Raw genomic sequence first — 11,464 nt, 5'->3', positions numbered from 1 at the left:
CCTGATTTATTTGTGGAAGTGACCGTTTGGGTATAGACAAGTAGTAAGTTTGATTTTTTTAACTGCAAATTGCAGTTACGGTATGGCTTTGCCTATCGCTGGAAAAAGTTCTTGCATTTAGTACGTTGTCACTGCGTAGAACCTTGGGGTAACCACGCCCTGCAATGACCTCCTCTAAAACCTGCACCACTCGTTTGCCTTTAATTGAGCCGGCCACATCAATGCACAGACTCTCTTTGGTGAACTCGTCTATCAGGGTTAAGCACTTGAGCTTTTGCCCGTTGGCACAAGCATCAAAGACAAAATCGTAAGCCCAAACCTCATTGGGCCCAGTTGCTACATGCGGTTGTCGATTTTGACTACGGTAACGCTTGCGCGTCCTTTTGGCGGGCACCTGTAGGCCAGATCCAGCCCAGATGCGCGCCGTCCGATCGCGACCCAGAACAAGACCATCCCGTCTTAAAAAGATCCGAATCCGCCTGGCACCATAGCGAGGATATTGCTCGGAATACTGGCGCATGGCAGCCACGATAGGCTGATCTTTAACAGCCATCTTGCACTGGTAATCTAAGCCAGATCTAGCAACACTTAGCAGCGTACAAGCACGTCTTTGGGAGATACCCCGCCCAACTGCATAGCGGGCCTGCTCCAATCGCTCCTGCACGCTCACCACTTTTTTACAGCAATCTCCTTCATCACTTCAATCTCGAGATCGCGCTCTGCCAAGATCTTCTTTAGACGGCCGTTCTCTTGCTCTAACTGTTTTAAGCGTTTGACGTCATCCGCACCTAGATCGCCAAACTTCTTACGCCAGCTGTAAATCGAGGGTTCGCTGACCCCGTGGCGCTTAGCAACTTCTGCAATCGGACTACGATCTGCCTCTTGCAATATCCGAACAATCTGTTCGTCTGAAAACCGTGCTCTCTTCATACCTGCTCCTTAGGTTGAAGGAGTCATTATCTCTAAAAGCGTTTGGTCTGAAAATCCCAGGACAGGTCAGGTCGGGCGAGACTCGAACTCGCGACCAAGGATACTTAGACGCTAGGCTGGCGCTTTTTAATGAGCTCAGAAGCTGGGATCTGAACTATTTTTCCATCAACCATGGTTACGATTGCGGTGTTCGTTTGAATTGCTAAGTCAATTGCTGCTTGCCCAGCACGTCGCATGGCGTAGTAGGAGCCCGCAATGTCGGGGTCTGGAGAGTTACGAATATCTTTAACAATGGACTTCATCTTTCCTCCTGTTTATCTGATTATTTTACGTAACTGAAAGCCTCTGTTTTGCTTAAAACTTGATGGTATGAAGGGTTTTTTGCCAATCTTGCCCTTCTATAGCCTCCTATATATACTTGAACAATGCAAAGCATTAAGTCAAAGCCCTCCATTCCTATGCGTGTTTTAGCTCGTAAGGCTGATGCCGAGAAGTATGAAAAGCTCAGTAGGTTGCATCAACACGTCTTGGTTTTGCTCCGCTCCGATCGCCGGAATGATGTATTACATCAAGCTGAAGGCCGTATTCAAAAGTGGGAAGAGCGGGATTTATGTAGTCGCTTCTATATAGACTCTTGGAGAAGACTGATAAATTCAGACCCCTCCGAAATGGAGCGAGAGGTTTGTGGAGATGCTCCGCAAGCACATGCACTAGCCCAAAATTCACCATTTAGTTTTCTGATGAAAGAAGTTCAGTGAATCTGAGCCATATTCATCACGTACTCACCGAAGCCAAAAAGATCACCAACCATACTGACTACGTCATTATTGGTAGTTTGACTGCGCTTGGGCTGAAAGCGGATCCCCCGGATGAAATGGTTCGCTCCATCGATGTGGACATGTACCCAAAGGATGATCCAGGTCGCGCTGGCGAAATAGCTGCGCTAATTGGCCAGGGCAGTCCGTTTGAAGATGAGTATGGATACTATGTAGATGCTGCTAGTCCCGACTTGCCAACATTGCCAGATGGTTGGGAAGACCGTTTTGTGATTCATGACTTTGGCGATGTAAGGGCATTATTTTTAGAGTTAAATGATGCCGCGATATCCAAATACGCCCGCGGTGAAATTCGGGACCGCGTTTGGATTCAAGAGGGACTTAAGGCGAAATTACTATCAATGCCTACGATTGATTATCGCCTGCGAGAGACTGCATTCTTAGATGAGATGGAAGAAAAATCTGTCAAGCAAAGAATTTTTGAAGATAAAAAATTGCTAAATTTAGATAAAGAAACTTAAAGTTCTTTTTTATAACGAGTCTTAGCCATTTTTATCAATTCATCAATATTTCGATGGCCTTGAATGTAGTCTAAAAGACTCTTAACAAATTCTGTTGAAGGCGTAAATCCCTCAATACGCGCAGATGCTAAAGCGTTATTGACAATAAATTGGCGCCTTAAAGGCTCGCTAGAGTATTTTTTTGACATTAAAGAATTTTATATAGAGTTATGGTTTTCTTTATATCTAAAGAAAAAGCCCCTAGATTTCTCTAGAGGCTTTTGTATAACTGGTGGGTCGGGCGAGATTCGAACTCGCGACCAAGGGCACTTAGACGCTAGGCTGGCGCTTTTTAATGAGCTCAGAAGCTGGGATCCGAACGATCTTCCCATCAACCATGGTTACGATTGCGGTGTTCGTTTAATGGCTAGGTCAATCGCCGCTTGACCGGCACGCTGCATGGCGTAATAAGATCCAACAATATCGGGATCAGGCGAATTGAGGATCTGCTCAACAGTGGTGTAACCAACGCTTTTGTGTGGCGGTTTATTTTTTGCCATAAGCAGCATCATGATCTGGTTCAATTAATAAAACCCTTAGGAAATGATCTTCTCTGAAGCCAATGCCCCGGATTGATTTGCTAACTCGAAATGAGTAGAGTGCATCAATATCTTTTGGTACAGGAATGCTATGAATCTTTTCCCACTTCAATCCCTTGTCGCGGTAAACCTGGTTCCAGGTCAATTGCGTGATTTTCTCAAAAGTGGCAAAGGCTTTCTCTTGCTCGGTTGGCTCCAGACTCTCCCAGGTAGATTGGAAGATGGGGCTATTCAGATCAAGCTCAACTAAGGGCTCAGGCTTTGCGTTTCTCGCCATGAGCTTTAGCCGTTTTTAGTTTAGAAAGGTCAGTTGCTTTGGCCGGCGTTTTTTGTGCCCAGGCCAAGGCTGCTGATAAATCCTTTTTAATGGCTGGCGTATGTACCCAACGCTCATTGTCGGGAATAACTGTGGCGGTGCGAATCACCCAAACGCCAGGTTCAGGCGTTTCCACTAATACCTGACGTCCCGCATGCTCTTTGCCAAGCGAGATCTGCCCGCTGGATCCAATGGATTTAATAACTTGATGATCTATCACTGCGCCCATGGCATTCTCCTATATTCATGCAGCATGAATGCATTATAGCATGATATTAAAACAAGATGCTAGTTAAGGCTTCAATAGAGAAGGGACAATGCTAATTAAGCTGATTGGTAAAAGAAAAAGCCCCTAGACTTCTCTAGAGGCTTTTGTATTGCTGGTGGGTCGGGCGAGATTCGAACTCGCGACCAACGGTGTTTAGGCTGTAACTTGACGCTGTTTGATGAGTTCTGCAGCAGGGATCCGAACAATCTTGCCGTCAACGGTAGTTACGATTGCGGTATTGGTTTGAATTGCCAAGTCTATTGCGGCTTGTCCAGCACGTTGCATGGCGTAGTAAGATCCAGCAATATCAGGATCTGATGAATTACGTATATCTTTGCTTGGAATAGTCATAGTCAACCTTGGTCTGTTTGTTCGGGCGGAGTTTTATCTCCATCTAACAATATCCATGATTTTACAACTTTTTGATATTTGGGCAAATTCTCGAGGCCGGCGGTATATCGCCTACGAATGACCTCTTCAGGGATGTTGTGCCCTCCCTGTGCCACTCTCTCTTTTACACGCGAAATAGCTAACTCAGAGGAACTTAGTGCAATAAACCAGAGTTTGATGGCGTACCCCAGATCTTTCCACTCCTGAATACGTTGCAGATAATGTGTGCCAGATAGAGTAGTTTCAAAGGCAAAGCTTTCGCCTGATTTGGTGTACTCATCTAATTCGTTTAGCATCAATCGAGCTGCTTTGAATGAAACAGACTCTGGGTTAAATGGTGCTAAACCAGCGGCTATGAGATCAGCATTAACAAAGCGAAAAGTATGCGCTTCTTGTGGCAAGAAGTTCTTGGCAAAGGTAGTTTTACCGGCTCCATTGGGTCCGGCAATAATGATAATTTTTTTATTTAAATTGACGGTCATTTGATTGTGCTCTTAATATAACTTTGCTTAGTTTCTTCTATTAATTGGGCGATACTTTTTTTGCCATTTATATAGTCAGTAAGTTTTTGTTCAAACTGCGTTGCTAGGGCGATGCCTTCAATTCGAGCAGAGGCAATGGCGTTGCAAACGATGTATTGGCGAAGCTGATGTGTTGTTACGAGCTTTGCTGGCATTCCACTATTTTATTGGATTTGGGTTGGATTCCCTAGCCAAAAAATGGCCCTAAAATACCCTTTAAAGAGCTATTCGGGGGGGGGTGATGTAAGTGATAAAAAAGCCCCGCAGAAGCGAGGCTTAGTAATGCTGGTGGGTCGGGCGAGATTCGAACTCGCGACCAACGGATTAAAAGGGTCCGCCTGACACATCGCAACTTTTGATAGCGTTAATCTAACACAGAAATGCACAAATAAACATACTCCTGATTTAAGCTAAATTTTTATTAAAGTTTGGAGCGGGGATGAAGAAAAAATATTCTAGACAGGAAATCTTAGATTTAATTTGGGCGCCGCCCATTTCTAAAGTTTCAAACCAACTAAGGGTGTCAGCTAGCGGCTTATCAAAATGGTGTGATATTGCTGAGGTTCCCAAACCCCCGATGGGCTATTGGATCAAAAAAGAGTTGGGCAAACCAGTGCCTGAAATGCCATCACTTCATGTTCGGAGTAATGGGGATGAGCCAGAATTTTCTACTGTAGATCATCTTCCAAGAGTTAAAAAGTTAGCTCGAGAAAAGTCTTCAGTTAAAGATGTACCTGCGGAAGAGTTAGCGGCAGAAATGGTGACCTTTAAAATTAATGGCAATTTTCCAATTTATCAAGGTCGGTCTTTTCATCCGGCGATTGAAGAAACTTTCAAGGGTTCAGATAAGTCAAAAACCAATCGATTCGGGCGTTTGGAGTCTATATCTGGGTTTGATGCTCAAATATCTCCTGATAATGTACCCAGGGCAAAAAGAATTCTTCAAACGATTCTCAATATGTATTTGAGCAAAGGTGCTGAGGTAAAAAGTTATCAGCGCTGGTCAAATGGCCGCTCTCTGCCTGTTTTAGTCATTGACGGTGAGTCTATTCAGTTTAGTTTTTATGAAACTGCCACTAGGCATATTCCACCTCTACGGCGCCAATCTTCTTATATGAGTTATGACGGCCACAGAAGGACTTATATGGCTAGCATTGACTACACGGCTAGTGGAAAACTTGAATTAAAGATTAGTCATGTAGACCTGTATTCAGAGCGAACGCTGAAAGATTCCTCCAGTAAATCGGTTGAGGAGGGGCTCTCTGCCATCTCCGAAATAGTCTCTGACCTAATGGTGAGGGGTAGGGCTGAGCGGATTGAGAGGGAGGCGAAGGAGCTTGAGCGGGAGCGCTTGCGAAAGATCGAGCAGGACAAGGCTGACGAGATTGAGAGAAAAAAGCGTCAGTGGCAGGACCTACAAGAAAATGCTTCTGAATGGGCTGCTCTTCAAGAAATCAGGGCATTTATCAATGCCATGAAGGCTGATAGGTATTTCCGCAAAAAACACCCTGATTGGCGCTTATGGGTAAGTTGGGCCTCGGATCAGGTTAATAGACGCGACCCTATTTACAAGATTAGAAACGGGAAAGCCCTTCCTGGCGCCCCAATATAGCTTTTTTGGCTAATTAGGCTTAAATAATGTGTAATATATTACACAATTTATGGGATAATGTCTCCATGAACTTACGTGAAATTGGTCTCAAAGTTGGGCAGCGTCGTGCTGATCTGGGTTTATCTCAGGATCGGTTGGCAAAGCTTTGTGGTCTTTCAAGGTCCACTATCCACCATCTAGAGAAAGGCACTTTGAAGGATTTGGGTGCTGCTAAATTGCTCTCCTTGCTGTCCCTATTAGGTTTGGATGTCATCACTCAAGAGCGCAGCAGAAAACATCATGGCTTGGATATGGCCAGTAAAACTGCAAGCGTTAGTTATAAGACCAAGCTTCACAGTAGTGACTTATCTCATTCATTAGCATGTGGAAAATTACCGGAAAGTATTTTTCCGCATGTAGCAACATTACTAGATGAGGCGCCTTTAGAAATTATTGTGTCCGCAGTTGAGGAGGCGGCAGCAGTAAATCATGTTGCACCCAAGCTAATTTGGAAAAATATTGATCGGTGGGCGCATGAGATGCATTCACCAAGATCGGCATGGGCTTAATTGATGATGACTATCGTTGAACGTGATTTACCTTCAGGGGTTTGGGAGGACTTGCTGCCACATGCGCTTTCCATCATTGAAGATATTAAGAGCCATGGAACCCCCGATCCATTCTGGACTTTCGGGGGTGGTACCGTATTAATGTTTCGATATCAGCATCGTCTTAGTAAAGACATTGATATCTTTGTCCCAGATCCGCAGTACTTGGGCTTTGTCACGCCGCGCCTAAGTGATGTAGCTGCCGCAGTGAGTACAGATTATGTCGAAGATCAAAGTTCATACGTTAAGTTAATTCGCCCGGAAGGGGAGATTGACTTTGTGGCATCTCCAAATCTAACTGAAGCACCATTTGAAATGTGGAATATTGGCGGGCAACATATTCGGGTGGAAACTGCTGCAGAGATAGTGGCAAAGAAATTATGGCATCGAGGCGACAGGGCAACTGCCCGTGATTTATTTGACCTGTCTTTAGTCATTGAGCGTGAGCCTGAGGCGTTGATAAAGGCAGCTAAATTCTTGCGAAAGAATGCTGACCCATTTATAAGTCAGATTGCTAGCAGAGCATCAGTATTAAAAGCCCAGTTCTCTGAAATTGATATGTTGAATTACAGGCCAAGCTACGACGAGGCAGTTCAGCGGGCGACCAAATTTTTACAGTCTCTTAAATAAACTTTTCATCACGTTGACACAGTAATCTAGTTACGGAGTGGCGATATATGTTCGTCGGATTGTTGATCCATTGACCCTTCAATGGCGTGGATAAGTAGTCTTAGCTGCTCATAGATATAAAACAACTTGTCAGGCTGAGGGGGTTAAGATAGCTTCATCGTCATGTGAAGATTCATTTGAGCGTTTCTGAGTAGCCTTAACATTTCCCTGTAATATTGCCTATGCACTTCTTTACCATTCAATCCATCTTCTTGTTCTACAGCGCGATTAGCATTTTTTGTGGCCTGTTATTGGTTGGATTTTTTTGGGGGCGAAATGATTTATCTGCCCGTATCTGGATCTCTAGTTGTTTTTTATCTGCATTAGCGACTATGGTGACGGTTTATAGAGATCGCATCCCCTTACAGATCAGTTATAGCTTGATGGTTTCTGTTGAAACTTTGGCCTTACTTTTATTGAGCCAATCTTTATGGAATTTATTGCCTGGATATAAATTTTTAAGAGGCTTGAGCCGAGTCTTGTTGGTGGTTATAGCCTTTTTTCTTACTCAAGAAACCTTGCTATATCTTGGAGATGGAAAACTAACTCCGGGGATGTCTTTGCTTACAGCAAGCACCTGGGTATTGGTGGATTTATTTTGCGCATATTCCGCATTCAGGGTAGCAAAGCAGTTTAAACATAAATTATTTCTAGAGTTTATAGCGATAGTCTTTATGGGCTCCTGCCTATTATTTTTGTTGCGCGTAATTAACATGTTGACAGGCAACAGCTACTCTGCATTTGACGTTCAGGTATATAACTTCATTATTTATTTTGGGATTGCGATTCTCAGCTCCTTTAGAAATCTTCTATATATTTTCTTGCGTATGTACTTGGGATTTTCTGAGCATAGTAGATCAAATGATATGAACATGCGCTTAAATAACGTTATTCAAGAGCGCAATCAGATGATTTACGCCTTAGCAAAGCTAAATAAGTCCGCCGAGGTAAATGCTTTGGCAAGTACTGTAGCCCATGAGGTCAATCAGCCACTAGGAGCATCAAAGCTAGATGCGCAATTTGCAATGCATATTTTGAAAGAGCAGCCTGAAAATATCTCCGCATTGGAGGGTGCTGTTAGGTCGCTAGTGGGCAATATAGACCGCGCTTCTACTATCATTCGAAATCTCTCAAGCCTTAGTCGCAAATCAAATATTGAGAGCGAAAAAATAGCTCTAAATCAATTGTTATTGGATGTAGTGCAAATTTCCAAAGGGCGATGCTCAAAGCTTGCTATTCAAATGGACTTCAGTGCTGATGCGGACTTCTACGTTCTGGCGAACTCCGGAGAACTGCAACAGGTATTTATTAACCTGATTAATAATGCAATTGATGAACTAGAAGCGGCAAAAAATAGTGCGGGGAAGATTCTAATTTCTGTAAAAAAAGTAGACCGTTTTGTACGTATTCACATACAAGATAACGGTAGGGGGGTACCACATGGTAATGAGAAGGCTATATTTGAGCTCTTAAATAGTGATAAAGATGGCGGGAGCGGAATTGGGCTATGGTTATCGCAATCGATTCTCGGTCGTTGGAATGGAAAGATTTGGTACGAGCACCCCGCGGAGGGAGGCTCTGTTTTTATTGTTCAGCTTCTTTATCTTCCCTCATAAAGTTTCTAGTGTGTATTGTCCTTTGAGTCTATGAATGTCTTCTTTTAATTGCATTAGTGCCTAATAGTTATTACAGATTAATTTAATGAATGTACCCTTGAGTACCCATGCTGAAAGCAAGCAAGCGCAATATATCTTCTTGATTGAAGACAATGAATCAATGCGCCAGTCTCTTATCGGAATGCTTGAATTCTTGGGCTATCGGGTGCAGGCATTTTCTTGCGCTACGGATTTTTTACAAACCCCAATCCAAGTGGGTCCAGCAGTAGTCATTACTGATATGCGAATGCCCGATATGTCAGGGGTAGAGCTGCAAGCTGAGCTTATTGCGCGTGGCAGGACGATTCCCATTATTTTTATTAGTGGCGAAAGCACGGTTCAGCAATCGATTGATGCAATGAAGCAGGGAGCGCTAGAGTTTCTGGTAAAGCCATTTGAGCGAGATCAGTTGCTTGCTGCTGTAATGCATGGTTTAGAGCTAGATGCCGGTTATATGCGTAGTTACGTGGAGGAAATTGCCCTAGAGCAAAACTTGAAGAAGTTATCTGCCCGACAATTGGAGACTTTTGAATTATTAGCCCAAGGCCTAAATAATGCAGAACTCATGGCAAGGCTGAATGTGAGTTTGGCTACCGCTAAGCAATATAAGGCCGAGGTGATGCGTAAACTAAGATTGCACACAATTGCGCAATTAATTGCCCTGAAGAAAAATTCAACCAAAAACTAAGCCTACTAGCTTTTCTCCAAAGCAGCACAATTAGCTCTATAGCGAATATCATTCGCAGGATATTCATTTTTGGCAATATCCACTGTAATGTGGCCTACATCAATTTGGCCATGTTATGCCCAACCTATTTAATTTTTCTTCGCAATATAAAGCAGTGGCTTACATTAAGGCTGGATCTCTATTCACGCATAAAAAAATTGCTATGGTTGCTGGCATCTTGGCGATGGGCGCTTGCTCCATTGCCTTTGCGCAAGCAGGTCCTGATGCCGGTGCATTGCAACAGCAATTGCAACGTGAAGTAGAGCGCGACCGACAAGCAGCTCCTCCAGAAAATTTAATTAAAAAGCCAGCTAAACCAAGCCGACCAAAGTCCGGCACTAAGGCAATTGAGGTCAATGCCTTCAAAGTGAACGGTATTACGCTAATTACCCAAGAAGAAGCGCAAGAAGTTCTCAAACCATTTACGCATCGCGAGCTCACTTTAGATCAAATCAAAGAAGCTGGTGAAGCGGTGACCAATCTGTATGCTCAAAAAGGAAGAATGGCTCAGGCTGTTATTCCTCCGCAAGATGTAGTGGGCGGCATCATTGAAATCAAAATCATCGAAGGCAAAGTTGGCGATGTCATTATTGAGCTCGATAAAGAGGCGCCGAGTCGACTGAAGTCGGAAGTGATTCAGAAATTTATCAATAGCAGCAACACTCCTGGCAACTTTATTGACCTCAAGGGTTTGGAGCGCAGCTTAGCGATTCTGAATGAAACGCCTGGTAATGAAATCAACGGTGAATTAGCGCAAGGCGATAAAGAAGAGACCACCAATATTTTGGTGAGTGCTAAAGATACCGGTTTGTTTGCGGGTAGAGTGGATCTATCAAACTATGGTGCTGCCAATACAGGAGTAGGGCAAGCTACAGCAAGTTTGAGTTTAAATAACCCAAGTGGTTATGGTGACCAGGCTACTTTAGATGTGATTGGCTCAGAAGGCTCTGTCTTCGGACAGTTTCGATATGGCCTGCCAGTGGGTTACGATGGTTGGAGGGTATCTGCAGGGGCAAGCGTTTTAGATTACAAAAGCTTAAGCAGCTTTTCATCTACGATTACCCAAGGTACAGCGCAAACCTACGGCATCTACTCAAACTATGTCCTAGAGCGTACCGCTAGATCGAATAAGAACGTTACTGTTAACTTTGAAAACAAGAACTACGCCAACCAAACCAATGGCACAGAGAGTAGCAACTATCAAATCAATGATTTGAGTGTCGGTATTAATGGCACCAATTACTTAGATCTGGCTTATGTGAGTTGGGGAGCAACGGCTACCTTAGGTTCTTTATCGATTAACAACGCCAACCAAGCTAATAATGATGCCCAGGGTGCTGCAACTAAAGGTACTTTTGGGAAGTTAGGTTTTAATGGCTCGATTACACAGCCACTACCGATTGATAAAACCAATTTAGTCGCTTCTGTATATGGACAACTCGCTAATAAGAACCTTAATAGTGCTGAGCAGCTCTATTTGGGCGGTCCTTATGGTGTGCGTGCTTATCCGGTAGCTCAAGGCGGCGGGGCTCAAGGTGCGGTAGCCTCTGTAGAAATGAATCACACCCTCATACAAGACTTACAAGTGGGCGCATTTTTTGATGCCGGCTTAATTCAGCAATACGTCAGCACGTACAACAACTGGCAAGGCCAAACCAACGCAAACAATACTTACGCCTTGTATGCCACTGGCCTATCAGCAAAGTATCAGTATCAAAAGGTACAGCTTTCTGGTGCGTTGGCCTGGAGGGTGGGGAGTAATCCACTCTATAACCAAAGCGGTCAGCAGTTAAACACCGACAATCAGTACAGGTCAGTGCAAGGTTGGATTAAAGGGACGATTTTCTTTTGATGAATAAAAAATATTTCGCAGATGTAAGGCTTGTTAGCCTAAGAGCGAATTTGCAAAAGCAT

The 11,464-nt window shown here is 43.8% G+C and carries 16 protein-coding genes and 1 pseudogene; 8 read left to right on the top strand and 9 right to left on the bottom strand.

What is annotated here, in order from left to right; all coding sequences use genetic code 11:
• Positions 1-124: 124 nt before the first annotated feature.
• Together ICN40_RS11745 and ICN40_RS08640 are read right to left on the bottom strand one after the other, a co-directional pair.
• A pseudogene (locus tag ICN40_RS11745) lies at positions 125-930 on the bottom strand (IS3 family transposase); the annotation flags it as partial.
• A gap of 104 nt (positions 931-1,034) precedes the next feature.
• Positions 1,035-1,232: a hypothetical protein gene (locus ICN40_RS08640; RefSeq protein WP_072583616.1), complete on the bottom strand. Its 198-nt coding sequence runs from the start codon at positions 1,230-1,232 to the stop codon at positions 1,035-1,037.
• 123 nt (positions 1,233-1,355) lie between these two features.
• Between ICN40_RS08640 and ICN40_RS08635 the strand changes: the two genes are divergently transcribed.
• Together ICN40_RS08635 and ICN40_RS08630 are read left to right on the top strand one after the other, a co-directional pair.
• Complete coding sequence (locus ICN40_RS08635; RefSeq protein ID WP_072583615.1) at positions 1,356-1,688, top strand: hypothetical protein; 333 nt, start codon at positions 1,356-1,358, stop codon at positions 1,686-1,688.
• The gene (locus ICN40_RS08630; protein ID WP_216243423.1) at positions 1,685-2,227 is read left to right on the top strand and encodes a DUF6036 family nucleotidyltransferase; all 543 of its coding nucleotides are present in this window, start codon (positions 1,685-1,687) and stop codon (positions 2,225-2,227) included. The genes ICN40_RS08635 and ICN40_RS08630 overlap by 4 nt, the downstream gene beginning before the upstream one ends.
• Here ICN40_RS08630 and ICN40_RS08625 read toward each other — a convergent pair.
• The 7 genes from ICN40_RS08625 to ICN40_RS08595 form a co-directional block, all read right to left on the bottom strand.
• Complete coding sequence (locus ICN40_RS08625) at positions 2,224-2,415, bottom strand: antitoxin VbhA family protein (protein ID WP_072583613.1); 192 nt, start codon at positions 2,413-2,415, stop codon at positions 2,224-2,226. The two genes, ICN40_RS08630 and ICN40_RS08625, sit on opposite strands and share 4 nt — an antisense overlap.
• 192 nt (positions 2,416-2,607) lie before the next feature.
• Positions 2,608-2,766, bottom strand: a complete 159-nt coding sequence (locus ICN40_RS08620; protein ID WP_255538657.1) for a hypothetical protein — start codon at positions 2,764-2,766, stop codon at positions 2,608-2,610.
• Positions 2,753-3,082, bottom strand: coding sequence for a hypothetical protein (locus tag ICN40_RS08615; RefSeq protein WP_072583612.1), 330 nt, complete (start codon positions 3,080-3,082; stop codon positions 2,753-2,755). The genes ICN40_RS08620 and ICN40_RS08615 overlap by 14 nt, the downstream gene beginning before the upstream one ends.
• Positions 3,060-3,350 (bottom strand): hypothetical protein, encoded by a 291-nt coding sequence (locus tag ICN40_RS08610; RefSeq protein WP_072583611.1) that lies wholly within the window; start codon positions 3,348-3,350, stop codon positions 3,060-3,062. The genes ICN40_RS08615 and ICN40_RS08610 overlap by 23 nt, the downstream gene beginning before the upstream one ends.
• A gap of 192 nt (positions 3,351-3,542) precedes the next feature.
• The gene (locus tag ICN40_RS08605; RefSeq protein WP_216189765.1) at positions 3,543-3,740 is read right to left on the bottom strand and encodes a hypothetical protein; all 198 of its coding nucleotides are present in this window, start codon (positions 3,738-3,740) and stop codon (positions 3,543-3,545) included.
• 2 nt (positions 3,741-3,742) lie between these two features.
• Positions 3,743-4,261, bottom strand: coding sequence for a zeta toxin family protein (locus ICN40_RS08600; RefSeq protein WP_216189764.1), 519 nt, complete (start codon positions 4,259-4,261; stop codon positions 3,743-3,745).
• Positions 4,258-4,455: an antitoxin VbhA family protein gene (locus ICN40_RS08595; protein WP_216189763.1), complete on the bottom strand. Its 198-nt coding sequence runs from the start codon at positions 4,453-4,455 to the stop codon at positions 4,258-4,260. The genes ICN40_RS08600 and ICN40_RS08595 overlap by 4 nt, the downstream gene beginning before the upstream one ends.
• Before the next feature lie 284 nt (positions 4,456-4,739).
• On the opposite strand from ICN40_RS08595, the gene ICN40_RS08590 reads away from it, so the two are divergent.
• The 6 genes from ICN40_RS08590 (at position 4,740) to ICN40_RS08565 (ending at position 11,402) form a co-directional block, all read left to right on the top strand.
• The gene (locus ICN40_RS08590; protein ID WP_216243421.1) at positions 4,740-5,912 is read left to right on the top strand and encodes a hypothetical protein; all 1,173 of its coding nucleotides are present in this window, start codon (positions 4,740-4,742) and stop codon (positions 5,910-5,912) included.
• 65 nt (positions 5,913-5,977) lie between these two features.
• The gene (locus ICN40_RS08585) at positions 5,978-6,460 is read left to right on the top strand and encodes a helix-turn-helix transcriptional regulator (protein WP_216243419.1); all 483 of its coding nucleotides are present in this window, start codon (positions 5,978-5,980) and stop codon (positions 6,458-6,460) included.
• 3 nt (positions 6,461-6,463) lie between these two features.
• On the top strand, positions 6,464-7,129 hold the full coding sequence (locus ICN40_RS08580; RefSeq protein ID WP_308281775.1) for a nucleotidyl transferase AbiEii/AbiGii toxin family protein: 666 nt from the start codon (positions 6,464-6,466) through the stop codon (positions 7,127-7,129).
• A gap of 221 nt (positions 7,130-7,350) precedes the next feature.
• The gene (locus ICN40_RS08575) at positions 7,351-8,784 is read left to right on the top strand and encodes a sensor histidine kinase (RefSeq protein ID WP_216243417.1); all 1,434 of its coding nucleotides are present in this window, start codon (positions 7,351-7,353) and stop codon (positions 8,782-8,784) included.
• A gap of 85 nt (positions 8,785-8,869) precedes the next feature.
• On the top strand, positions 8,870-9,511 hold the full coding sequence (locus tag ICN40_RS08570; protein WP_216243415.1) for a response regulator transcription factor: 642 nt from the start codon (positions 8,870-8,872) through the stop codon (positions 9,509-9,511).
• A gap of 115 nt (positions 9,512-9,626) precedes the next feature.
• A complete protein-coding gene (locus tag ICN40_RS08565; protein WP_216243414.1) occupies positions 9,627-11,402 on the top strand; it encodes a ShlB/FhaC/HecB family hemolysin secretion/activation protein in 1,776 nt (591 codons plus the stop codon).
• Positions 11,403-11,464: the final 62 nt, after the last annotated feature.

The sequence above is a fragment of the Polynucleobacter sp. Fuers-14 genome (assembly GCF_018882045.1).
Taxonomy (GTDB): domain Bacteria; phylum Pseudomonadota; class Gammaproteobacteria; order Burkholderiales; family Burkholderiaceae; genus Polynucleobacter.
Note: the sequence above shows the minus strand (reverse complement) of the source record. Positions and strands in the feature narration are given on the sequence as shown.

Coding starts and splice junctions, on each gene's coding strand:
- ICN40_RS08640 (WP_072583616.1), bottom strand. CDS start 1,232: ATGAAGTCCATTGTTAAAGATATTCGTAACTCTCCAGACCCCGACATT.
- ICN40_RS08635 (WP_072583615.1), top strand. CDS start 1,356: ATGCAAAGCATTAAGTCAAAGCCCTCCATTCCTATGCGTGTTTTAGCT.
- ICN40_RS08625 (WP_072583613.1), bottom strand. CDS start 2,415: ATGTCAAAAAAATACTCTAGCGAGCCTTTAAGGCGCCAATTTATTGTC.
- ICN40_RS08620 (WP_255538657.1), bottom strand. CDS start 2,766: ATGGCAAAAAATAAACCGCCACACAAAAGCGTTGGTTACACCACTGTT.
- ICN40_RS08615 (WP_072583612.1), bottom strand. CDS start 3,082: ATGGCGAGAAACGCAAAGCCTGAGCCCTTAGTTGAGCTTGATCTGAAT.
- ICN40_RS08610 (WP_072583611.1), bottom strand. CDS start 3,350: ATGGGCGCAGTGATAGATCATCAAGTTATTAAATCCATTGGATCCAGC.
- ICN40_RS08605 (WP_216189765.1), bottom strand. CDS start 3,740: ATGACTATTCCAAGCAAAGATATACGTAATTCATCAGATCCTGATATT.
- ICN40_RS08600 (WP_216189764.1), bottom strand. CDS start 4,261: ATGACCGTCAATTTAAATAAAAAAATTATCATTATTGCCGGACCCAAT.
- ICN40_RS08595 (WP_216189763.1), bottom strand. CDS start 4,455: ATGCCAGCAAAGCTCGTAACAACACATCAGCTTCGCCAATACATCGTT.
- ICN40_RS08590 (WP_216243421.1), top strand. CDS start 4,740: ATGAAGAAAAAATATTCTAGACAGGAAATCTTAGATTTAATTTGGGCG.
- ICN40_RS08585 (WP_216243419.1), top strand. CDS start 5,978: ATGAACTTACGTGAAATTGGTCTCAAAGTTGGGCAGCGTCGTGCTGAT.
- ICN40_RS08580 (WP_308281775.1), top strand. CDS start 6,464: ATGATGACTATCGTTGAACGTGATTTACCTTCAGGGGTTTGGGAGGAC.
- ICN40_RS08575 (WP_216243417.1), top strand. CDS start 7,351: ATGCACTTCTTTACCATTCAATCCATCTTCTTGTTCTACAGCGCGATT.
- ICN40_RS08570 (WP_216243415.1), top strand. CDS start 8,870: ATGAATGTACCCTTGAGTACCCATGCTGAAAGCAAGCAAGCGCAATAT.
- ICN40_RS08565 (WP_216243414.1), top strand. CDS start 9,627: ATGCCCAACCTATTTAATTTTTCTTCGCAATATAAAGCAGTGGCTTAC.